Consider the following 22,412-nt stretch of genomic DNA (forward strand, 5'->3'; position numbering starts at 1 on the left):
CGCTGGCCAGGTGATGATCCAGCTCCGCGCGCAGGGCTCGTTCCGTCAGCGCTTTCTTCAGCTGGTCGAGCAACCCGTTCTGATCGAACACCGTCTTGGCGTCCGCCCCGTCGGCAATGACCGCGACGACCGGCCTCTCGATTTGGTCGAGCAGGGGCCCGAGCTCAGCGGCATCATCGACCTCCTTGCCGGTCAGGGTCGCGGCGACGATTGTGCCAGTCTCGGCATCGACGCCCAGGTGCAGCTTGCGCCAGGCCCGGCGACGCTGGGTGCCATGCTTTTCGACCAGCCATTCGCCAGGCCCGCTGAGCTTCACGCCGGTGCTGTCGACCACCAGCTGCACCGGTCCGCTCGCCGTCCAGGCCGGAGCGGCCACCACCAGCGTCCTGGCCCGTCGGCTCAAAGTCGTGTGGTCGGGCACCGGCAGGTCCAGCCCCATCAGCGCGAGCAGGGAGCCAACCAGCCCCTCGGTCTGGCGCAAGGGCTGGTGAAACACCGCCCGCAGAACAAGCGCCGTCTCGACCGCGAGATCCGAATAGCGCGCCTGACCGCCCGGTGTGGTCCGCGGCCCAGCTCGCCAAGCGGCAACCGCTTCCTCGGTGAACCAGATCGTCAGCGAGCCGCGTTGCCGCAGCCCGGCTTCGTAGGCCTGCCAGTTCGTCACTCGGTAGCGGGCTTTCGGGATCCGATGCCGGCGGTCAGCATTGTGTTTGTGCGGCATGCTCAAGCAGGGAGATCAGCAAGGGGGCCGCCTTCTACCCGACCTCATCCGACCGGGCAACCGCCGCATCCGTGCACCAAACCAACAACGGCAGCAAATCCGAGGTGATGCGCCTGATAACTCGGCATGGCTTAACTGGTTGGTTTCCATGGGTGAAGCTCCTTGCTGACTAAAGCAGGCAAGAGCACTCCTCTCTCTCAGCCATTCGCAGCCTGAGGCGCCTATGCTAACGGTAAGGCAAAACCTACGCCTTGCCCGTCCTCGTGAGTATGAAATTTCTATGGCACCGTCTTGCGTATTCGGAGTCCGACCGTTGACTGGCGCTCACCGCCGCCTGACGCTCAAACCTCAGGGCACTTAGCTGGAGAGTTACTGCCCGAGCGAAGGGGAGGGGGCGCTGACGACGGCTCTGTTGCAAATTTCTGCTGACCTACAAAAGGCAGCGTGGTCCTGGCCAATCCGGCATACCAGCCTTTGTGCCTGAACCAAACGTTGCAACAGAGCCCGATTTAATCCGACCCACCTTCCGCCGATCCAGTGCATGGTGTGCGTTTCGTTATGCTCGCTCATGGAGAGGTCCTCTCGTTGCTTCGCTGGAAGATTGCCTAGATCCGCCGTTGTCACCGCCGGCTCGATCGGCCCGATGGCGCGCGTGCTGGGTGCCGCGATGCTGCCGCTAAAGGCGCGCTTTTCGCCCGACACCGACCTGCTGATCCGGTCGGAGATGGCAAGGGACCTCGCGTGACGCCGATGGTTTGCTGAACCCGGGCCGCCGCGCAACGGCCCGGTGCCCGTCCGCTCCCCGCTCGTCACTTGACGAGAGGGCAGCCGCTGTCCTTCGGATCGATGTAGGCCTGCGCGCCGGGAATGGCCGTAAGGATCTTCAGGTAATCCCAAGCCCCCTTCGACTCGCCGGGCGCTTTCACCTGCGCCAGATACATCGTGTTGAAGACACGCCCGTTGCCCGCGATGGTCGCGTTCTTCATCATCATGTCGGTGACGGGCATGCCGCGCATCTTGGCGGCTACCTTGTCGGCATCATCGGTGCCGATCTCCTGCACGGCCTTGAGGTAATGCTTCACCGCCGAGTACACGCCCGCCTGATTCATCGACGGCTTGCGCCCGGTTCGTTCCTCGAATGTCTTCGACCAGGCGCGGGTTTCGTCGTTCATGTCCCAGTAGAAGGAGTTCGCCAGGGTCAGGTTCTGCGCGGTTTCGAGTCCCAGCGCATGGATGTCGTTGATGTTCAGCAGCAGGCCCGCCATGGTCTGCCCACCTTGAGGAAGGCCGAACTCGGCCGCCTGCTTGACGGCGTTGATAGTGTCGCCACCCGCGTTCGCGAACGCGACCACCTCCGCGCCCGAGGCCTGCGCCTGCAGCAGGAAGGATGAAAAGTCGGACGAGCCCAGCGGATGCCGCACACTGCCCTTGATGGTGCCGCCGAGTTGCTTGACGGTGTTGGCGGCTTCGGTTTCCAGCGAATGGCCGAAGGCATAATCGGCCGTGACGAAGAACCAACTCTTCTTTCCCTGCTCGACCAGGGTGCGTGCGGTGGCCGAGGCGACGGAGCGGTTGTCCCAGGTCCACTGGAAGCCATAGGGGCTGCATTCCTTGCCCGTCAGATCGGTCGAGCCTGGACCGGACATGAGGAAGATGCGCTTCTTCTCCCGCGTGATGCCCTGGACGGCCAACGCGGCCGCGGAGTTCGGCACGTCGGCGACGACATCGACCTTGTCGGTGTCGATCCATTGGCGTGTCAGGTTGGCGGCGATGTCCGCCTTGTTCTGGTGGTCGCCGACGATGATCTCGATCCGGGTGCCGTTGATGGCGTTGCCGATTTCCTCGGCGGCGATCCGCGCGGCCACCGCCGAACCCTCGCCGTTGATGTCGGCGTAAATTCCCGACCGGTCGGACAGCATGCCGATCTTGATGACGCCCTCCGACATCTGGGCCTGGGCCGTGCCGGATGCCAGGGCCGCTAAGGCGGCGCCGGCGAGAAGCATCTCGCGCATGTTTCACTCCCTACGGATTTGATTTTTGATGGTTGGGGACGTCATCCGGGGTGCCGCTTTGGCCAGCGATACGCCTCGGCCCGACGCCGTTCGGAAAATCAGTGAGTCGTGTATCCGCCGTCCACGGGAATGGCGGTGCCGGTGATCGAGGCGGCGGCATCGGAGCACAGGAAGGCGATAGTGGCCGCAACCTCGTCCGGCGGCACCAGCCGGCCGGTGGGCATCTTGTCGAGGAAGACCGCTTCGAGCACCTGCTCCTCCCGCAGGCCGGTGACCTGCGCCTGCTGGGCGATCTGCTTTTCAATGATGGGGGTCAGCACGGTGCCGGGGCACACTGCGTTGCAGGTGATGCCGTGTTCGGCGACCTCAATCGCCACGGACTTCGTCAGGCCGATGATGCCGTGCTTCGCCGCGACATAGGCGGGTTTGTGCGGAGCCCCCACCAGCCCGAGGACGGACGCCGTGTTGACGATGCGCCCCCAGCGTCGCTCGCGCATTGCGGGAAGCGCCGCTTTGATGGTGTGGAAGGCGGCGCTCAGGTTGACCGCGAGCAGCAGGTCCCACTTGTCCTCCGGGAACTCGTGCAACGCCGCGACGTGCTGGATCCCGGCGTTGTTCACCAGTATGTCGATCGGACCCAGCACCGCGGTCGCCTCGCTTACCAGGGCGCGGGCCTCTTCCGGCCGGCTCAGGTCGGCGCCCGAATAGACGATCGTCGTGCCGCTCCGTGCCGCGATTTCGGCGCACAGCCGGTCGATCTCCGCGCGGTCGCCGAAGCCGTTGAGCATCACGTGACAGCCACCTTCGGCGAGCGCGCGGGCGGTCGCCAGACCGATGCCGCTCGTGGAGCCGGTGACGACGGCGTTTCTGGGGACTGCGGCGTTTCTGTTGCGCATGGTCTTTCCTCTGGGCGTCTTAGAAATTCGGGGCGTCCGCGCGGCTTAGAAGGCCACCTGGTCGGCGCCCTTGAGGCCGAGCATGGCGCGCGCCTCTGCGGGCGTTGCGACCTCGAGCGACAACTCTTCGAGGATGCGCCGGATCTTCGCCACCTGCTCGGCGTTGCTGCGGGCCAAACGGCCCTTGCTGAGGTACAGGCTGTCCTCGAGCCCGACCCGGACGTTGCCTCCCATCACGGCGGCGGTCGTCGTGAACGGGATCTGGTGGCGACCGGCCGCCAGCACGGACCATTCGTAATTTTTGCCGAACAGGCGGTCGGCGGTTTCCCGCATGAAGACGAGGTTGCGTTGCTCCGCGCCGATCCCCCCGAGGATGCCGAAGATCGTCTGAACGAAAAGCGGCGGCTTCACCAGCCCCCGATCCAGGAAATGCGCGAGGTTGTACAGGTGCCCGACGTCGTAGCACTCGAATTCGAAGCGCGTTCCGCAGCCCTCGCCCAGATGCTTGAGGATGTAGGCGATGTCGCGGAAGGTGTTGCGGAAGATGAAGTCGTCCGTGCTGCGCAGATAGGGCTCTTCCCAGTCGTGCTTCCAGTCCTTGTAGCGCTCCGCCAGAGGGAAGATGCCGAAATTCATGGAGCCCATGTTGAGCGAGCACATCTCCGGCCGGGCCAGGAGAGGGGCGGCAAGGCGCTCCTGCACCGTCATGTTGAGCGAGCCGCCGGTGGTGATGTTGAGCACGGCGTCGGTGGACTGCTTGAGGCGCGGCAGGAACTCCATGAACACCGCGGGGTCCGGCGTGGGCTGCCCGGTGCGGGGATCGCGGGCGTGCAGGTGCAGGATCGCCGCTCCGGCCTCGGCTGCGTCGGCCCCATGCTCGACGATCTCATCCGGCGTGACCGGCAAGGCGTCCGACATGGTTGGGGTGTGGATCGACCCCGTCAACGCGCAGCTGATGATGACCTTCTTCTGTGATGCGGCCATGGGAGGCCCTCCTGTGTGTCCGGCCCGGTGGGCCGCGGAAGAGTGAAAATTCAGCGCCTTGCCAGCAACCGCGCGATCACTCGCGCTCGAACCCGTCCAGCCTTCGCAGGTGGGACGCAAGGCGGGCGTGGACCTCGGCCCGCTGGGCCTCCGTCCAGTTCCGGAAACCGGCTCCGCTTGTCATGCCGAGCCGTCCGCTTGCGACGAGATCGCGCAGAATGGGTAAGGGTTCGGGCGTGCGGTCGAGATCGGGCAGGACGTGCTCGTGAACCGCGAGCGTCAGATCGGTACCCACAAGGTCGGCGTTCTCCAGCGGCCCCAGAATGGCGAGCCGCCGGCCGAAACTGGCCTTGACCACGGTGTCGATGGTTTCGGCGTCGCACACGCCGTTCTGTACGAGGGAGATCGCCTCGCGCCAGAGCGCATGCTGCAGACGGTTGCCGATGAAGCCGGGGACGTCCTTGCGGACATGCACCGGCATCTTGCCGATAGAAGCCAGCAGGTCGATCATCCCGGCGAGCGCGGCCTCGCCGGTCTCGGCGGTCCCGATCACCTCGACGAGCGGGATCTGGTAGGGCGGGTTCCACCAGTGGGTACCCATGGCGCGCGTCTTGTCCCGAAGCGGCTCCATGATCCGGGTGATCGGAATCACCGATGTGTTGCTCGCCAGCAGCGCATGGGGCGGCGCCACGGCCTCGATCGCCACAAACACCCGCTGCTTGAGCGCAAGGTCCTCAGGGACCGCCTCGATGACGATGTCCGCGCTTTGGACGGCGTCCTCGAGCCTCTCGCGCGGGCGGATCCGGTCCGCGATGGCGCCGTCCATTCCCAACTCCAGGAGATTGCGGCGGACACGGTCGACGATCCTGGTCCGGCGGTCGGGAGCGGTCTCCTGAATGTCGACCCGGTGACCGGCGGCGGCGAACGCTTGCGCGATCCCATGCCCCATCAGTCCAGCGCCGATGATGCCGATGCGTTGATGTGCCATGCTCTGTGCTTTCGTCCCTTTGTCCGAACGGATGCCGCAGCAAACCGCCGATATCGGGGGTTTAGCCGATTGTTTGCATCGCCAGCTTTTTGCGTTTCTATTTGCAACGCGTGTGCCAGATGTGGAGAAGCTTGTTTTACAAGGATTTTCTTTGGCCCGGCAGGGCATCGGGCGGGAGGGAACTCGCGAATCTGAACATCTTTCCGCGACATGCGACGCAGAGCCCAACGTTTCCACGCTTTCCCCGTGTGCTGGATTTTGACAGACTGTGTTCTGAATATTGACGGCGCGCGACGCGGGGGAGGGCGGCATGACGGCGGAATGGAACGAGCAGTTCGCGGCCGCGCGCGCTTTGATGGTGATGATCGACGAAATGATCGACGGCGCCATTCTGGTGGACAAGGACGCGCGCATCGTCTGGTCCAACGACAAGCACGTTTGGTTCGATGACAAGCGGATGGCGTTGCTGGGCTTTCGGTCCATGAAAGAGGTGGTCGGGCAGCCGGTCGAACGCCTCATCCCGCACAGCCAGATGCGCGAGGTGGTGGAGACGGGCCGCTCCTTCCCGCTGGACATCATGCGCTATGGAGAACACACGCTGCTGGTCAGCCGCCTGCCCTTACGCGACGGGCGAGGGGAGATCATCGGCGCCATCGCCTTCGCCCTGAAAAACAGCCTGACCTATCTCCGGCCCATCGCCGAACGCTTCAACAAGCTGCAGTTGCGTCTGGCTCGCATGGAGCGGGAACTGGCTACCAGCCGGGCGCCGAAATACACGGTCGAGAACCTGATAGGCTTCAGCCCAGCAATGCTCCAGGTGAAGCGCCTGGTGCGCAAGGCGGGCCAGATCAGCTCGGCGGTGCTGCTGCTGGGCGAAACGGGAACCGGCAAGGAGGTGGTGGCGCACTCAATCCATGCGGCCTCGGACCGTGTCGACCTTCCCTTCGTGGGGCTCAATGTCGCGGCCATTCCTGAGAACCTGCTGGAGGCGGAGTTCTTCGGCGTCGCTCCGGGCGCCTACACCGGCGCCGGTCGCCAGCCGCGCTCCGGAAAATTCCAGCTCGCGCACGGCGGCACCCTTTTCTTAGACGAGATCGGCGACATGCCGCTGCCGCTTCAGGCCAAGCTGCTGCGCGTGCTGCAGGAGCGCGAGGTCGAGCCGCTCGGCTCCAATCAGGTCATCAAGGTGGACGTCCGCATCATCGCGGCAACCAGCCGGCCGCTGCCAGACATGGTGCGGAACGGCACGTTTCGATCGGACCTCTACTACCGGCTCAACGTTTTCCCGATTCAGCTGCCGGCACTGCGCGATCACAAAGAGGATTTGGAGATCCTAGCCTCCTTTTTCTCGGAGCGGGTGGCCGTAAGCCTCGATCAGCCAATGCGCGACCTCACCCCATCGGCGCTGGAGGCGCTGCACGGGTACGATTGGCCCGGCAACGTTCGTGAACTAGCCAACGTCATCGAGCAGGTCTATGTGCGCACTGAGGGGGACCGCATCATGGCCGCGGACTTCGCCGATATCCTCCCGAGATCGGCTGCCGACCGCCAAGCTTTGCCGCCCAGGAAGCGGCTGCTCGCCGAAGCCATGGATGAGTTGGAGCGCTCACTCATCCTTTCCGCGCTCGAAGAGGCGCAGGGCAACAAGCTTGAGGCCGCTCGGAGCCTTGGTCTTTCGCGCACTAACCTTTATGCGAAATTGCGCAAACACGACATTACGGCGACCTCCGAACGGTGATCCGAGTGGGGTGCTGCCCGGTTCGATGAGACAGCAGGCCGCGGTAAAATGAACCGCAACCGGAGGTCTGTCCGGATGCGTCAGGTTCTTGCGGGTGTTGGGACATGATGGAGGTTGCTCAGGCCATACCGCTGAGGCGCTGAAAGTCCGCCTCCAACTCCGCTACCGCAATTGGGTTTCCATAATAAGGCCTTATGCGGACGTCGAACATCGGGCCTTAGGCCATACAGGTCACGGTGTCCGGTGGCGAGACCATTTGGACGTCGGGAAATTTCTTCGTCCTGACCAGTCGCCGTGCCGTTTAAGTGCTGCTTTTCGGACAGTACCGCGATAGCCATACTCCGCCCCGGAAAACCCGGCCAAAAGGCCTGACAAGGGCCAGACAGACGCCCGGGGCGCCGCCCGCAGGGCAGGGCGTTGGGCACAAACCACAAGGCTCCCGGAAGCGGCGAGGGGAGGGGCGATGACCGACGCGCGGGCCGGGGACGGGGCGGGGGAGGGCTCTGTTGCAAGTTTGGCCCCCTCCCCGGGATTGCGTAGGATGGTGTCCGTTTCGGCGACGGGAGCGGTGGGGTAATGGGCAGCAGGAAGAACCCGTTCAAGGGCCGGCAGTTCACGTTGGAGGTGATCCTGTGGGCCGTGCGCTGGTACCTGCAGTTTCCGATCAGCTACCGTGATCTGGAGCGAATGTTGGCCGACCGCGGTGTGGAGGTTGACCACACGACGCTCTACCGCTGGATCCAGGCCTATGCCCCAGAGCTAGACAAACGCATTCGGCCGCACCTCCGGATGACAACCGGCTCCTGGCGCGTCGATGAGACCTACGTGAAGGTGAAGGGCCGCTGGATGTACCTGTACCGCGCCGTCGATGCACGTGGGCAGACGGTTGATTTCCTTTTCAGTGCCAAGCGTGATGCCGCGGCCGCCCGGCGCTTCTTCCGCAAGGCGCTGAAGCAGGCCCACACCGTGAACCCAAGCACCGTCACGGTGGACAAGAACGCCGCTTACCCGAGTGCCACCAGGGCGATGAAGAAGGCCGGTGAGCTGTGGCGCTTCACCAAGCTGCGGCAACGCAAGTACCTGAACAACATCGTTGAACAGGACCACCGGCGCATCAAGCGGCTGGTCCGGCCGGGGCTCGGGTTCAAGGGCTTCCACACCGCGCGTCGGACGATCGCCGGTTACGAGATCATGGCCATGGTCCGCAAGGATCAGGTCGCCGGCATGCCCGCCAATGACATGCCATCCCAGGCATCTTTCATCGCCAGCCTGTTCGGTCTTGCCGCCTGACGATACAGACGCCGCGGCCCTCCGCACCCGTCACCAAATTTTGCAACAGAACCGGCCATCCAGAGGGTGTGAACATTCTGTCCACACCCTCAATCATCATTACCAGTTCCAGCGCAAACCGGCGGAGAGGCTGTGGCTGGTCTCGAGGCTGCGGAACTCGCCGAGATAGCCCGCCTGGACGGCAAGCTGCGTGCTCATCCGCACCGTCACCCCCGCGCCGATCACCCCCGCGTCCCGGCCTGGACGACTGGAGTGGGTGGTGAAGCGCGCTCCGTTCAGCGAACCGGTTGTCTCGCCAGTGATGTCCGTCCAGTCATGCTCCCATGCAATCATACCTGCCGGCTCCACTGTTACGTCGTCGAAGCGGAAAGCCGTCCCGAAGCGTGCGCCCAGCGAGCTGCGCAGCGCGTTTTCCGTCTCCTCTTCCTCCCCAAGGCTCAGCAACGTGCTGCCGCTCTCGGTAAAGCCTTCCCGCTGCAGCCGGTCCCAACGCAGGCCGGCCCGCGGCTCGACCCATGCCCGGTTGATGGACATGCGATAGCCACCCGACAATTCTGCCGACAGATCGTGTCCGCCGGCCTCGCCGGAGGCTGCCGCGTTCAACCCGCCCATGGAGACGGCGCGCCCCGTTTCGTAGCGGCTGTAGCCGTAGCCCAATGCCGCGTCGAGGAAGGCTGCTCCAGGCGTCCAGCTCCCGTAGGCGGTAACCTGGTAGCTGTCCAGGTCGCCCTTGCCCAGCCCGCCTTTCGCCCGCACGTCGCTGTTGAGGAAGCCGAGCGCCACGCCAGCCGAGAGGTCCGCGTCGAGCGCGTAATCGCCACCGACCATGAAGCCACCTGTCCGGCGGGTGGTGGACGAGCCGTTACCATCGCCAGCGCTGCGACCCCAGGATACCAGCGGCTGGCCCCAGACGCTCATGCCGTCGGCGCTGTCCGTGGAGATTGCGCCTGGCGTGCCGCTGACGGCGGCCTCTCGGCCATCGAACAGCACCGCGCCCGAAGCTCCGAGCACACCGGCTGAGCCACGACCGGCTGCCTGCCGCGCCTCCACCGCGCGGCCGAACAGTCGGCGATTGGCCCGGTCCGCCACCATCATGTCGGCGTGGATCTCGCCGGAGAGCTGGTTCAGTGCTGGGGCGATCTCGCTCGCCGAGAGGCTGTGCAGCCCGTCGAACAGGGTACGGATTGCCGCCGGGGAGGTAGCGTTGGGTGCCGGGCGGAAGCTTTCCAACGCCCCACCGACCGCACTCTGGTTGCGGGTCTGGCTGAGGCCCGCCGCGTTCAGGTCGGCGTAGCTGCGCGGCGTGACCGCCAACGTGACATGGTCGGGGCCATAGAGCACGTCGAGCCGCGTGCCTGCGGCAAGCCCGCTGGTCGGCTGGTCGAATGCCGCAAAGCGCCCGGCCACGCCACCCTCGGAGGACACCACCGTGAAACTCTGACCGATTGCCGGGTTGAAGCGGTTGCTTGCGTCTCCCGAGATCCCGCGTAACACGGGCGTCAGTGTGCCAGCGGCCGTGAATCCTGCCCCCGCGACACGGAGTTGGTCGTGATGGCCAGAGCCGTTGCCGGCGATCGGGCCGTCAATCTCCGCGCGGAAGATGTTGGTCGCGGTCAGGGTGACCGGAGCACGGAAGGTGAGCACGCCCGGCGAGTTTCCGGGCGAAAGAGCGCCCGACAAGGTTGCCGGCCCGAGCACGGTACCGCTACCGGACAGGGTCGCGCCCCGGCCGACGGTGACGTCTGACACGGCGAGGCCATTGATCCGGGCAGTGCCGCCATTGCCAACGGTCAGGGCACCGATGCTGCCAGCCTCACCAACCGCCACGGTTCCTTCCGACACGGTGACGGGTGCCATCACCGCGCCCTCGACATTGGCGTTGCCGCCATCCGACAGGGTGACGGCACCGTTGACGATGCCATTGGGCGCGATCGACAGGGTGCCCCCCTTAACGGCAACCGTGCCACCCATGCCGCCACCTTCGACGACCGTGATGTTGCCACCGTTCCCGACCGTGACGGGGACCGCGACGATACCGCCGTTTCCGACCGTTACCTGACCCTGCTGGACTGCCACACCGCCCGCATTGGAGACAACTCCGGACAGCAGGAGCTCGCCAGAGCCTGAAACGGTCAGAGCGCCTATTCCACTGACGCCTCCAGAGAGTGAGACCCTGCCACCATTTGGATCAATAACGCCACTGCTGGCGGTCACCTGGACAGGCTGTTTGAGCATTAGAGGGGCGGTCGGCTTCAGCGTTCCACCATCGAATGTGACAGTGCTTGCCTGCACCGCGCCATCATTGTTCGTGAAGGTCGGCTGGCTCGTGTCAATCACTCCTATCGTAGGCGACACCACGGGCGGAGGCGGAGGCGGCGGCGGCGGCGATACCACGGGCGGCGGCGGCGGAGGCGACACCACGGGCGGCGGCGGCGGAGGCGACACCACGGGCGGAGGCGGAGGAGGCGACACCACGGGCGGAGGCGGCGGCGGCGGCGACACCACGGGCGGAGGCGGCGGCGGCGGCGATACCACGGGCGGCGGCGGCGGAGGCGACACCACGGGCGGCGGCGGAGGCGGCGGCGACACCACGGGCGGAGGCGGCGGCGGCGGCGATACCACGGGCGGCGGCGGAGGCGGCGGCGACACCACGGGCGGAGGCGGCGGCGGGGGAGACACCACGGGCGGCGGCGGCGGAGGCGACACCACGGGCGGTGGGGGCGGCGGGGGCGGCGACGCTTGGGTCAGCGTCAGCATGAGGCGGTTGTTGGCCGCGTCATAGGTGACGGTAGGGGTCAGATTTGGGTCATTGTCGGTGACTGAACTGAACGTGCCGGTGATCCCCCCGCCCGCAGTAATAACAGGGTAGTCAGTGCTGGCCGCGTAGCCGGTTCCGTTCACGGCAACTGCTAAGTCACCGGCCACATTGGCGGCTCCTGATACCGCCAAACGTGAGGCGTTTGTGGAAGTCGTCTCCACCTTCAGCGTCGCGCCAGTCTGCTGGGTGTAAGCGCCGCCTACCGTCAAGGTACCGGGCGTGCCCACTGCGCCCGGCGCAAGGGTCGCGCCGCTTTGCAGCGTCAGACTACCGCTGAAGGTCGGTGTTCCTGCTAGTGTTCCGCCGCTGGACACGATTGCGGCGTTGGTGTTGGTCACAGTGTTGCTCAGCCGCAGCGTTCCGCTTTGAACCTGAATATTACTGGCGGTCGTCGGACCAGACAAAGCCCAGTCGGTGCCGTTCAGAGTGAGGTTCGCGAAACCGGAGATGGTGCCGCTGAGCGAGCCGCTCCCCTCCAACGTCAGAGAACCGCCGGCGCCGGCAGACCGCAGATTACCGGCGACCTGGCTGCCATCTTTAAGGATCAGAACGTTGTTCAAACCATTCCTGAAATTGACAGCGTTGTAACCCATTCCAGCGCGGATCACGCCGTAGTTCGTGATAGTCGATGAACTGGTGGTTGCAATGGCATCCGCTGTGCCGATGATCGTCCCGTAATTGACGATTGTGTTGCCTCCGGACAGTCCCCCGCCGACATCGATGGCGGCATGATCGGCGCTAGGCGTTCGATAATTCCGGATAAGCGCTGATCGGTCGCTTGCCGAACCGTTTATAATAGAGACGTTGTGTTTGGTGAAGATTGCTTTGTAGTCAGCGATGATGGTTCCTAAATTGGTGATCGGCATGAAACTCACGCCCGACGTATTTCCGCTATAAATACCGGAAGAGGCATTCAACGCACTGATAAGTCCGGTGTTCGTTAGTGTGCCGGTGAATGAGCTGTAGACAGCCGAACCTTGCGGATAAACATGAAACTCACCGGAGACCCGGATGACTCCGTTGTTGGTGAATGTCCATCCCCGAGGAGATTGAATGGCGACACCCGTATACAGCTCATTCGGTCCAGGCCCGTCGTCGGTAATCGCGCCCGTGTTGGTGATCAGGATATTGCTTTGCGTTGTATAAAGAGTGTTCGTGGTGCGTGTCGAAATGGTCTGTTGGGCATGGGCCGCAGAGCCAACCAGCGATACCCCCAGGGCGATCGGCGCTGAGACCATAACCGGGAAATGGCTGGCAACTCCGCGACGTGTGCGACTTGGCTTGCGGCTAAGTTGGTTCTTACGCATCGAATCACCTGCAGAACATTCCGCTCGCACGCCTATGATCACACTACTTCCGGATGCGCTACTTGCGCCAAGGCAGCATTTCTTACAAACGTTTGAGCTATTCGCATCGTGTTACTTCAAATTTACCTCGCGCGGTGGTGTAAAAAGGAAACAAAATTTATCCGCATGTAGCAGAGGCTTTCAAAAATGTGTTTATTTGCGGCACGATGCGACATTTTGAAACGGATTGCTGCGGGTGATTGGCCCTGCGCAGCCCGTCCATAATCGGATGAATACCTCAAGCTGGTAGATTTGACAGGGCGCGAGCGCTCGATCATAAAAGGGCACGTCTAGTTGAGTAATTTATATGATCATTGCTCGGCTTGCTTTGCTCAATCCGGCTCCATATCGTCGTCGCTGCCCGAAACCACCATCTCAGACTGATTCCACTGAAGCCACGATCGCCTTAGGACCGCCTGCCCATGCCGAAGAACGCCAATGATTTCTGTGACTGCCAAAGCGGTTTGCGCGCGCGACGTTGTTGCGCCATTTCAGAGGTCGACCTAGCGGGACCGGTACCGGATTGGGTCCCTGCCGAGGCCGAACGCGCCGCCATGGCGTTGCAAAACGGCGATACAGGCTCCGCACGTGAGTTGTGCCTTGCCATCTTGGACGTGGCGCCCGGTCATACCGGGGCATTGGCCATGCTCGCCCAACACCTGCAGGGATCCGGTCAGATAGATGCGTCGATCAACCTGCTCGCGCGCATCCTGCGCCTGACGCCGGACAATTTGCCTGCGGTCCAGCAACTTGCCGGCCTGCTCCTCAAGGCCGGCCGTCTGCCAGAGGCAGAATTTCAAGCCCGCAATGCCGTCCGCCTCGCCCCGGACAATGCGACCTCCCATGCGCTACTGGCGATGATCCTAACGACGGGCCATTGCCCGCATATAGGGGAATTCCACTACCGACAGGCGTTGGACCTCGCGGACCCAGACGGCATTACAATGGCGAACCTCGCTTGGAACCTGAAGCTCCAGGGCCGCATCGACGAGGCACGGGCACTCTATCGGCAGTCGGTCTCCCTTGCTCCCTCCATCCATCTGACCTGGCTGGGCTGGGCAAGGACGGAGGAGGCAGGTCGGGAGTTGGAGGATGCCTCTCGTTTTCTGACACGCGGAAGGCGGCTTGTCCCTGACCACCCCACTGGTTCGTTTGAAGCCACGTTGCTGGCTCGGCGAGGAGAACCGCAGGCGGCGCTCGCAGTGCTGGAGGAGGCTGGCCGCCGCCCCGCCGGTCCCACGTCGGACGAATTGTTCGAGAAAGCACGCATCCTGGATCGCCAAGGTTGCTCCGATGAGGCCTTCGCTGCCATGCTCCAGGGCAAAGCGCTGGTTCGCGAGGCGGGCAACCATTATGCGGAAGGGGAGGCGGCTGACCTTACAACCCGGCTCACTCGCTTCTTCACCGCTCCAAGACTCCATCGGCTCCCGCGCCCGGAAACACGCGCCACCGGGGCGCAGCCTATCTTCATTGTCGGGGCCCCGCGATCGGGAACCACACTGGTCGAGCAGATCCTCTCATCTCACCCGGCGATTGCCGCCGGTGACGAGTTGCCGGTGCTTTCACAGCTGACTGTGGCACTCCCGCGCATCCTCGGCAGTCCGCTGGCCTATCCGGAGGCCCTTTCGGAGCTTTGGATGGGTGACCAGCAGGATGGGTTGGACTGTCTGCGTGACGAGTATCTGCGTCAAGCCCGCAAGCTGGTGCCGATCGAGGCCGGGAACCGACTGTTTACCGACAAGATGCCGTTCAATGAGATGCACCTGGGCCTGATCGCGCTGATGTTCCCGGATGCTCCGGTGGTTCATGTCCTGCGCCACCCCCTCGATGTAGTTCTGTCGATGATGTCAGTGGACCTGACCCACGGCTTCCACTGCGCGTCCGAGTTGGCGACAGCCGCCCGCCATTGCTTGCGTATGATTGATCTTGTGTCTCATTACCGACAGCAGATGCCGTTGCGCTATCTTCCAGTGCGTTACGAAGACCTCCTCAACGAGTTCGAACCCAATGTTCGCCGCCTTCTGGCTTTCCTGGAGTTGAGCTTCGACCAACGTTGCCTGCAGTTTGAGGAGAACAGGCGCTATGCCCGAACGGCCAGTTATGCGCAGGTCACGGAAAAGCTCAACACCCGCTCCCTGTACCGCTACCGCGCTTACATGCGGCATCTGGAGCCGGTGATCCCGCTGATGGAGCCGGCTATTTGCAACCTCGGCTACCAGATCTAAGGCCACACGGATCAGCATGACCTCACCTCCTGTCCCAGTGTCCCTGCGAGACCTACTGAGCCAAGCCGACTTGGAATTGAGCAAGGGAAAGCCCGACGCCGCGGAGCATGCCCTCTGCGTGGCGCTGGCGCTGGAGCCGGCTGCCCCGGAAGCACTTTGCCTCGCCGGGTTAGCCGCCCATCTCTCCAGGCGACCGGAGCTCGCCATCCGGTGGTTCGAGCGCACCGTCCGGCTGCAGCCCGATAATGCCACGGCCCACAGCGGTCTGGGCGAGGAGTTCCGGCGTGCCGCCCAGCTGGATGAGGCTGCCCGGCACGGGCGCTTAGCCGCAATTATCGAGCCCGGCGATGTTAACGCTCTCCACAACCTCGGGATCACCTCTTACGACCGTCTCGAGATCGAGCGCTCCGTCGTGTGCAACCGACGCGCATTGCGGCTAGCACCGAATATGCCCGGACCCCATTTCGAACTGGCGGAGGCCCTGCTCGTATCGGGCCACTTTGAGGAGGGTTGGGAAGAGTATGAGTGGCGGTTCCGTCTGCCGGACAGCCCTCCCCCGATCCCACCTCATCTGCTGGCTGCGCGAGGCCTTGCCCCGCCTCGCCAATGGAACGGCCGGCTATTGCCGGATGGTGACCAACTCCTCCTCGTTGCCGACCAGGGGTTCGGCGACGTGATCCAGTTCGCTCGCTACCTCCCCATGGTCCAAGCGCTTTGCCCAGACCTGCTTGTCGCAGCCAGCGCCGAGATGGTCCCTATTCTACGGCAGGTCATTGATGAGCAGCGCATCCACGAGGATTGGGACAGCTTGCCGGACTTTCAGACTTGGTGCGCCCTTTCGAGCCTCCCCCGGCTGTTTGGCACGGGCTCGCAAGGCATTCCCACTACAGGGCCTTATCTTGAGGCTGATCGCGAGTTGGCTGACTGGTGGAAGCGGCGTCTGGATCAGCTGGTGCCTCGGACCTACCGCCGCATCGGCCTAGTCTGGGCCGGACGTCCGAGCCATGGCAACGATCACAACCGGTCCCTGCGCCTAAATCAGCTCGCCCCGCTTTTCGATCTGGATGAGGTTGCGTTCCTGTCGCTGCAGATCGGCCCGGCGGCGGCAGATATCGGCCGCTATTTCGGCAGGGCGCCGCTGGTCAACCTTGCCCCGGAGATCACCGACTTCGATGATACTTTAGCCATCCTTTCCGGACTCGAGCGGCTGATCAGTGTCGATACCGCCGTTGCCCATCTCGCCGGTGCGATGGAGCGGCCAGCCTCTGTCCTTCTGCCCTTTGCACCCGACTGGCGCTGGCTAATAGACCGGAGCGATACGCCTTGGTACCCCAGTCTGACCCTGCATCGGCAAAACGCGCCCGGCGACTGGACAGCCCCATTGCATGAAGTCGTTAACCTGCTGCGTACCGGATGAAGGGCATGGCTCTGTTGTAAATTTCTGCTGACCTCCAAATGGTAGCGTGGTCCGGACCAGTCCTGCATACCAGCCTTTGTGGCTGAACCAAACTTTGCAACAGAGCCAAAGGCTCTGGGTCGCCACGCTCGACGTCACCAATGCGGAGGTCATCCGGCAGGTGGTGAGCTCGGCGTTCGCGAAACCTTGGCGCATAAATCGGACGTGGACTGGCGAGGACGGGCCTTGGCGGTTATTGAAGCCTCCCACTGAAGCCGAGGGCCGCCGCATGCCGTACAAGGCGAACGAGAGTCGACGTCACAAGATCCCGAAGGCCCGGTACCGCGTCGAGAACTGGTCGGCTTACGACGCGGCTCTGCGTGGGCGCGGCGACCTGACGATCTGGGTGACGCCCGAGGCGACCGCGGCGTGGACGCCCGCCAGCACGGGCCGACGCGGACGGCCACAGCGCTACTCGGAGATCGCCATCGAGGCCGGACTGATGCTGCGCCTCGCCTTTGGCCGTCCCTGGCGGCAGACCGAGGGTTTGCTGGGTTCGGTCATGCGCCTGCTCGGCCTCGACCTGCCGGTCCCGGACCACACGACCTTTTCGCGCCGGAGCGCTGACCTGACCATTGCCGCAGCGCTGACCAAGGCCGACGGACCGGTGAACGTGGTGATCGACTCCACCGGGCTGAAGGTGTTCGGCGCCGGCGAGTGGCGCCTGGAAAAGCATGGCGGAAAGCCACGGCGGAGTTGGCGGAAACTGCACCTGGCCGTCAATCCCGACACTGGCGAGATCCTCGCTTCTGAGCTGACGAGTTCCGAGGAAGGGGATGCGTCGCTGGTCGTCCCCTTGCTGAAGGGGATCGACCGGCCGCTTGGCGCGGGCCTGGCCGACGGCGCCTATGATGGCGAGCCCATCTACCAAGCCGTCGTCCGACACACCCCAGGGGCGGAGGTGATCATCCCACCACGTTCCACGGCCGTACCGAGCGACACCGCCCAGACCGTGCCGACCCAGCGCGACAGACACCTCCAGCTGATCCTTGAGCGTGGCCGGCTCGGCTGGCAGAAGGCTGTCGGATACGGCCGCCGCTCCCTGGTCGAGGTGGCGATACTCCGCTACAAGACGCTGATCGGGCGCAGCCTACGCGCTCGGACTCTGCGCACCCAGAGGGTCGAGGCGACCGCCGGATGCAAGGTCATGAACGTCATAACCAGCTTGGGCATGCCGGTCACTCGCAAGGTCGCCTGATCACCTCTGCCCTACGGTAGACTCCGCTGTCACGCCGATTTGCGCACCAAGGTCCTGGTGGGGAGTTCTTCACGCTGATGAACGGTCCCAATGGCGAGCAGTTTGGCGAACCCGGCGTCTTTCTCGAAGTGGTGGAGAACGAGCGCTTGGTTTTCACCGATGCGTTTCGTCCTGGCTGGCGGCCTTCGAATAAAGCCTTCATGACAGCGCAGGTACTGTTTGAGGATGCGTTGTTGCGCATATCGGGCTGCGGGCGAGGACGGTAACGCTGCCCAGCAAGCCACGCCCAACCGGCAGGTGGATGGCAGGGTGATCGCATTAGGAAACTGGATTCCTAATGCGATCACCCTGCGAGGGGACCACCATCAGGCGGCGGCAGCCTTCCGAGCAACCTCGGGATCGATCTCAATCACACGCAGGAGAATGCGGGAAGGGCCTTCCGGTTCAGCCCTGTGCTGCTCCCAATCCCGGAGGGTCCAGACCGACAAGCCGAAGGTCCGGGCGAATTCTTCCTGCGTCATCTTGAGCCGCTTCCGGAGTTCGCGAGGATCTGGGTAGGGGCGAACCACCCGGAGTTCAGTCGGATCAACATCCGCGAGTTCAACCGAGTCATCCTCGCGGATATGCCGCTGAATGTCCTCCTCGGTCGTGGCGTCGATCCGTGCCAACTGTTCGGCCGTCAGAGCCGGAGCATCATTCAGGGAAATACGCGGCATACCTCCTCCGTTCCTTCCGGCTAGCGACATGAGCCGAGATGATCCAGCGAAACGGACCCTCAACCTCGTGCAGACGCCAAGTGTAAACTACTTTCACGGGCCGCTCTTGGACCATTCCGACCGCAATGATACGACGTTCACCGTACTTGTGGCGCAGATCGTCCCATTCCACCGTCGATCCCAGAAAAATCCGAGCGGCGGCAGGAAAGGGTAGACCCCGTTCCCGCTCATTCTTCTCGCTCTTGGCCGGATCGAAATCGACGTACATAGCGTCATACCTAGTGCCTGGCACTACTGCGGTCAAGCCCTGGCCTATTGGCTGACGCCATCCCTTGCGGCCCTGTCACGCAAATCGGGCAGCGGGCAGACTGCCCCCATCCCGCTGGCTTTCAGGCGAGCTTACGTGAAACCGGCATGCCGAAAGCTGGTCATCCGGTTGATCACGGCGCAGGCGATCCGGGCATCGACCTTCTGAGCGAACACTCGCCGAGCCTGCGCCGGCTACCGAGATGATCATCCCGCCACGCGACTGCGGTGACGAGCGACATGGCCGACGTGATGCCCCCCAACCAAGCGCCGATCCACCTCGTGAAGGAAACCCTCGGCCACGCCTCCATCGCCACGACGGGCAAGTACCTGCACGTGCGGCCCAACAACAGCTCCGCCCTGGCGCTCAAGGTCTAACAGGAGACGACGGCATGATCACAACAACGTGGGCCACGCGGCATGCCGTGGCGCGGGCGCACGGCTGCGATCTGACCGTGCTGTGGCGCGGCCCCGACACCCGGGCCTGGATCGTGGCAATGGCCAGCACCCAGGTGGACTCCGGCGTCACCCGCTCCTCGGAGCGCGCCCAGAGCGCAGCCCTGGAGGCCGCCCGCCGGCATGCCCTTGGCGGTGGGCAGATCCAGCTGGACATGTTTTAAGCCGCACTTTCGGTGGGGCGGATCGAGCTGTCTCGGCCGTCGCAGGCCGTCCGCCGGCCTGGGGGCGCTTGATAGCGCCCGGACCGTTTTCCTGCGATGCCACGCTACGGCTCGTTCACAGGAAGAAGGGACGGACCACGAGGGGCTTGTGGTCCGTCCGAGTGCCCTTTGGAGGCGAGCACCGACAAGACGCGGTGCAGCCTCTTTTACGGCGTCACGTAGACCCTGGATCAGTAACTGGGATTCGGCAGCAAGGCGGCAGACCCGGCCGGACCCGCCAGTTTCATGGAGGCCGTCATCACGCTTCGTGCGCGCGTTGCCGGGCGAACGGGCTGCGCAGCCGCGGCCCGAATGCAGCGGCTCGGGACTGCCGCCAGAGGGCGGTGTTGCCGACGCTGCTGCCGCTCACCGTGGCGTCACGCACCGTCTGCTGCTGATGCAACCAGGCGGACAGGTTCTGCTCGAATGCGGTCGCCTCGCGCGGGTCGGCGACGTCGAGTTCGATGGACGCGTTGAGCACTATTCTCATGGCCGCGTTTCCTCTCCTGCGGATCGGTTGGCAGCGTGCGGATCCGCATGCCGCCGGCGCTCACGGCGGGGCGGGCGCCAGGACTCCATCTGTGCCGGCAAAGCACGGCGTGAAGAGGGGATGGCAGGGATGCGGAATCGCCATGGCGGAGACACCAGACCATCCAGAAAATGGAAGCGGCGGAGCCCTCGCTGGGAGAGCTCCGCCGCTCGTGTGTTGCGCGCCGCGGTGCCAAGGAGACGAGCCGCGCGCTCTCGGCCGTTGCTTGCATGACGCTGGTAACGTTCCGAGTGAGACCAGCCGCGCTCATCTGTCCCGTGTCCGGCTGGTTCGTTCTGCTGTTCGGGTGGCGACCGTCGATCGCCGTGAGGGAAGCATATGCCACTATAGTATCGTGCGCGATAATAATGTGAGATCCCGGACCGATTGGCTGCCATGCGGATTTGTCGATGCCGATTGCATCGCGTGCCATCTACGTGTGGCCGTTCACCAGGAGGTATTACGGCTGTTCCGGTAACTCGTGCAGGCTGCCAAGCTGGCGCCGCCGCGCTTTCACGCATACTGCCGCGTTCACGGTTCGGTAAGATTGCCTGTTCAGCGTCTTCCGGATGGGGAACCGTTATGGCTACTGCGAGTATCCGGGCGGCGATGGTTGGGCGGTCTACGACGCCCACGAAACCAGCCGCACGGGTCGGCTCAAGGTGGTAGAGACCGGGCTGTCGCGCGAGGGGGCCAGGCAAATGGCGGCTTGGCTCAACGACCTGAACAGCGGCATCCCGTGCGAGCTTCCGAAAGGCTGACCGCTTCGCCGTAGGTGTGGACGAGAGCGGCCGGACTTGGGCCGTGTTCGACACCACGACCTTGGACCGGCAGGGACGGGTGTGGCGCTACCGGATTGTCTACTCCAGGCTCAGCTACGAGCATACGCAGGCCCAGGCGGCGTGGATGAACCACATGGGCTTCGAGCCGCCGGCCAACGACCTGTGACGGGTCTACCATGCCAGCTATAACGCTGCCTTAACATTGCCAACATGCAATGGCATGCATGCGGCATGTCGAACCATCCGAACCTTTCCCGCTCCCGCTATGTCACCCGTCAGCATCCTGACGGGCGATGGAACGTCGTTGATCGCGATGTCGGCGCCTATGCGCGCCATGATGGCCGATGGCTCGCCGGCTTGGCCGAGAGTGAAGCAGCCCGATGGGCTGGGCTGCTCAACGGGCTGTAGATGGTCAGTATCGCCCGGATTCGCATTGAGCCGCGCCGGGCCGAGCTCTGGACTAGGGTCTGTTGACATTTGAGGTGTGCAGGGGATTCCCAAAGCCGCAGGAATTTGATTCAAAGCTGCCGACAGGGAGGTGGCTTTGGACCGGATGGTATTGCGCGATGATCAATGGGAGCGGATCGCTCCTCTTCTTCCCGGAAAAGTCGGAGATCCCGGCCGCTCGGCGGTGGACAACCGGCGCTTTGTCGAAGCGGTGCCCTGGATTGTCCGGGTCGGGGCGCCGTGGCGTGACCTGCCAACGGCGTTTGGCTCATGGAACTCGGTCTTCCAACGCTTTCGCCGGTGGGCCAAGGCCGGTGTGTTCGAGCGGCTGTTCACAGCCTTGGCGGCGGATGCGGACTTCGAGTACGCGATCATCGATGGAACCATCGTCCGGGTGCACCAGCACGGCACCGGAGCCCGGGGGGGACTCAGGCTCAGGCCATCGGTCGCTCCCGGGGTGGGCTGACCACCAAGATCGTTGCCGTGGTCGATGCCCTGGGCAACCTCGGACGCTTCGACCTGCTGCCGGGGCAGCGGCACGACAGCGTCGGCGTTGCACCCGTCCTGGAAAACCTTGAGTTCAAAGCCTTGCTGGCCGACAAAGCCTTCGACAGCAACGCCATTCGCACCCTGGTCGCTGAACGCGGCGCCCTCGCCGTCATTCCCTCAAAAGCTGACCGCTCCACCTGCATCCCTCATGACAGCGAGATGTATAAGTGGCGCCACCTGATCGAGAACTTCTTCTGCAAGATCAAAGAGTTCCGGCGGATCGCCACCCGTTACGACAAAACCGACGCCAGTTTTGCCGCCGCCATTCACCTCGCCGCTGCCGTCCTGAACACACGATGAATGTCAACAGACCCTAGTACGGAACAGACGCATCAAAAGATCATTGATCTCAGAGTTCTATTACGAAAGCAGGAGCAGAGCTTTGGGCCCCAATTGGCGTGCGTGCAGTTTCAGCCCTGAAGGCCAAGTTGACCTTGCCGCATTGAGGGGCGTTGTTGCGTAATCGGGCTGCGGGCAAACTACCTGCTTTCTCCGGCTTTCCGGTGACCTTGGGTGAGACCGGGATGTCGACGCTGGTCATCCAATTAAGGACGGCGCAGGCGATGAGGACGGAATCCGGGCGTCCGCACCGCTTGACGACCAAAGTACCACGCCAATACTCTGATCTTCTGCATCTGTGCACCAGAGCAGCGCTCCGTGTCTTCCAGGTAGGACGCAGATGCAGCCACGAGCATGCCTCTGCCTCCCTGTTCCGGATCATCATGCCGGACCTTTTCGACCTGGGTCATCTA

The 22,412-nt window shown here is 63.8% G+C and carries 19 protein-coding genes and 1 pseudogene; 11 read left to right on the top strand and 9 right to left on the bottom strand.

Annotated elements, in window-relative coordinates; genetic code table 11:
* A partial coding sequence (locus tag JUB11_RS28475) for an IS5 family transposase (RefSeq protein WP_207462185.1) occupies nt 1-664 on the bottom strand: 664 nt, incomplete at its 3' end.
* A gap of 658 nt (nt 665-1,322) precedes the next feature.
* Between JUB11_RS28475 and JUB11_RS28480 the strand changes: the two genes are divergently transcribed.
* Complete coding sequence (locus JUB11_RS28480) at nt 1,323-1,466, top strand: hypothetical protein (RefSeq protein WP_207462186.1); 144 nt, start codon at nt 1,323-1,325, stop codon at nt 1,464-1,466.
* A gap of 64 nt (nt 1,467-1,530) precedes the next feature.
* Here the strand turns inward: JUB11_RS28480 and JUB11_RS28485 are convergent, their stop codons facing one another.
* From JUB11_RS28485 to JUB11_RS28500, 4 genes are all read right to left on the bottom strand, one after another.
* A complete protein-coding gene (locus tag JUB11_RS28485) occupies nt 1,531-2,733 on the bottom strand; it encodes an ABC transporter substrate-binding protein (protein ID WP_207462187.1) in 1,203 nt (400 codons plus the stop codon).
* Between the two features lie 98 nt (nt 2,734-2,831).
* Nucleotides 2,832-3,629 (bottom strand): 3-hydroxybutyrate dehydrogenase, encoded by a 798-nt coding sequence (locus JUB11_RS28490; protein ID WP_207462188.1) that lies wholly within the window; start codon nt 3,627-3,629, stop codon nt 2,832-2,834.
* 45 nt (nt 3,630-3,674) lie between these two features.
* On the bottom strand, nt 3,675-4,613 hold the full coding sequence (locus tag JUB11_RS28495) for a 3-keto-5-aminohexanoate cleavage protein (RefSeq protein ID WP_207462189.1): 939 nt from the start codon (nt 4,611-4,613) through the stop codon (nt 3,675-3,677).
* Between the two features lie 76 nt (nt 4,614-4,689).
* Nucleotides 4,690-5,601, bottom strand: coding sequence for a 3-hydroxyacyl-CoA dehydrogenase NAD-binding domain-containing protein (locus JUB11_RS28500; protein ID WP_207462190.1), 912 nt, complete (start codon nt 5,599-5,601; stop codon nt 4,690-4,692).
* A 310-nt stretch (nt 5,602-5,911) separates the two neighbouring features.
* Here JUB11_RS28500 and JUB11_RS28505 point away from each other — a divergent pair, with 310 nt between their 5' ends.
* Nucleotides 5,912-7,339, top strand: a complete 1,428-nt coding sequence (locus tag JUB11_RS28505) for a sigma 54-interacting transcriptional regulator (protein WP_207462191.1) — start codon at nt 5,912-5,914, stop codon at nt 7,337-7,339.
* A gap of 576 nt (nt 7,340-7,915) precedes the next feature.
* Nucleotides 7,916-8,629 carry an IS6 family transposase gene (locus JUB11_RS28510; RefSeq protein ID WP_207462192.1) on the top strand — a complete coding sequence of 238 codons (714 nt, stop codon included), beginning with the start codon at nt 7,916-7,918 and terminating at the stop codon, nt 8,627-8,629.
* Between the two features lie 99 nt (nt 8,630-8,728).
* On the opposite strand, the gene JUB11_RS28515 is transcribed toward JUB11_RS28510, so the two are convergent.
* Complete coding sequence (locus JUB11_RS28515; protein WP_207462193.1) at nt 8,729-12,754, bottom strand: autotransporter outer membrane beta-barrel domain-containing protein; 4,026 nt, start codon at nt 12,752-12,754, stop codon at nt 8,729-8,731.
* A gap of 461 nt (nt 12,755-13,215) precedes the next feature.
* On the opposite strand from JUB11_RS28515, the gene JUB11_RS28520 reads away from it, so the two are divergent.
* From JUB11_RS28520 to JUB11_RS28535, 4 genes are all read left to right on the top strand, one after another.
* Nucleotides 13,216-15,018 carry a tetratricopeptide repeat-containing sulfotransferase family protein gene (locus JUB11_RS28520; RefSeq protein ID WP_207462194.1) on the top strand — a complete coding sequence of 601 codons (1,803 nt, stop codon included), beginning with the start codon at nt 13,216-13,218 and terminating at the stop codon, nt 15,016-15,018.
* Between the two features lie 70 nt (nt 15,019-15,088).
* Entirely contained in the window at nt 15,089-16,435 is a 1,347-nt protein-coding gene (locus JUB11_RS28525; protein ID WP_207462195.1) for a glycosyltransferase, read from the top strand.
* Between the two features lie 268 nt (nt 16,436-16,703).
* Nucleotides 16,704-17,672, top strand: coding sequence for an IS5 family transposase (locus JUB11_RS28530; protein WP_207462196.1), 969 nt, complete (start codon nt 16,704-16,706; stop codon nt 17,670-17,672).
* 77 nt (nt 17,673-17,749) lie between these two features.
* Nucleotides 17,750-17,938 (top strand): SRPBCC domain-containing protein, encoded by a 189-nt coding sequence (locus JUB11_RS28535; protein WP_207462197.1) that lies wholly within the window; start codon nt 17,750-17,752, stop codon nt 17,936-17,938.
* A 99-nt stretch (nt 17,939-18,037) separates the two neighbouring features.
* Here the strand turns inward: JUB11_RS28535 and JUB11_RS28540 are convergent, their stop codons facing one another.
* Together JUB11_RS28540 and JUB11_RS28545 are read right to left on the bottom strand one after the other, a co-directional pair.
* Nucleotides 18,038-18,388 carry a helix-turn-helix domain-containing protein gene (locus JUB11_RS28540; protein ID WP_207462198.1) on the bottom strand — a complete coding sequence of 117 codons (351 nt, stop codon included), beginning with the start codon at nt 18,386-18,388 and terminating at the stop codon, nt 18,038-18,040.
* A complete protein-coding gene (locus JUB11_RS28545) occupies nt 18,366-18,656 on the bottom strand; it encodes a BrnT family toxin (protein ID WP_207462199.1) in 291 nt (96 codons plus the stop codon). Before JUB11_RS28545 ends, JUB11_RS28540 begins: the two co-directional genes overlap by 23 nt.
* Nucleotides 18,657-18,934: 278 nt before the next feature.
* Between JUB11_RS28545 and JUB11_RS28550 the strand changes: the two genes are divergently transcribed.
* Together JUB11_RS28550 and JUB11_RS28555 are read left to right on the top strand one after the other, a co-directional pair.
* A complete protein-coding gene (locus JUB11_RS28550) occupies nt 18,935-19,072 on the top strand; it encodes a hypothetical protein (RefSeq protein WP_207462200.1) in 138 nt (45 codons plus the stop codon).
* Between the two features lie 14 nt (nt 19,073-19,086).
* Nucleotides 19,087-19,314 (top strand): hypothetical protein, encoded by a 228-nt coding sequence (locus JUB11_RS28555; protein ID WP_207462201.1) that lies wholly within the window; start codon nt 19,087-19,089, stop codon nt 19,312-19,314.
* Nucleotides 19,315-19,612: 298 nt separating this feature from the next.
* Here the strand turns inward: JUB11_RS28555 and JUB11_RS28560 are convergent, their stop codons facing one another.
* Nucleotides 19,613-19,843, bottom strand: coding sequence for a hypothetical protein (locus JUB11_RS28560; protein WP_207462202.1), 231 nt, complete (start codon nt 19,841-19,843; stop codon nt 19,613-19,615).
* A gap of 843 nt (nt 19,844-20,686) precedes the next feature.
* Here JUB11_RS28560 and JUB11_RS28565 point away from each other — a divergent pair.
* Together JUB11_RS28565 and JUB11_RS28570 are read left to right on the top strand one after the other, a co-directional pair.
* On the top strand, nt 20,687-20,830 hold the full coding sequence (locus tag JUB11_RS28565; protein WP_207462203.1) for a hypothetical protein: 144 nt from the start codon (nt 20,687-20,689) through the stop codon (nt 20,828-20,830).
* Nucleotides 20,831-21,217: 387 nt separating this feature from the next.
* A pseudogene (locus JUB11_RS28570) lies at nt 21,218-21,960 on the top strand (IS5 family transposase).
* The last annotated feature ends 452 nt before the right edge of the window (nt 21,961-22,412 follow it).

The sequence above is a fragment of the Azospirillum sp. SYSU D00513 genome, from assembly GCF_017356015.1.
Taxonomy (GTDB): domain Bacteria; phylum Pseudomonadota; class Alphaproteobacteria; order Azospirillales; family Azospirillaceae; genus Azospirillum.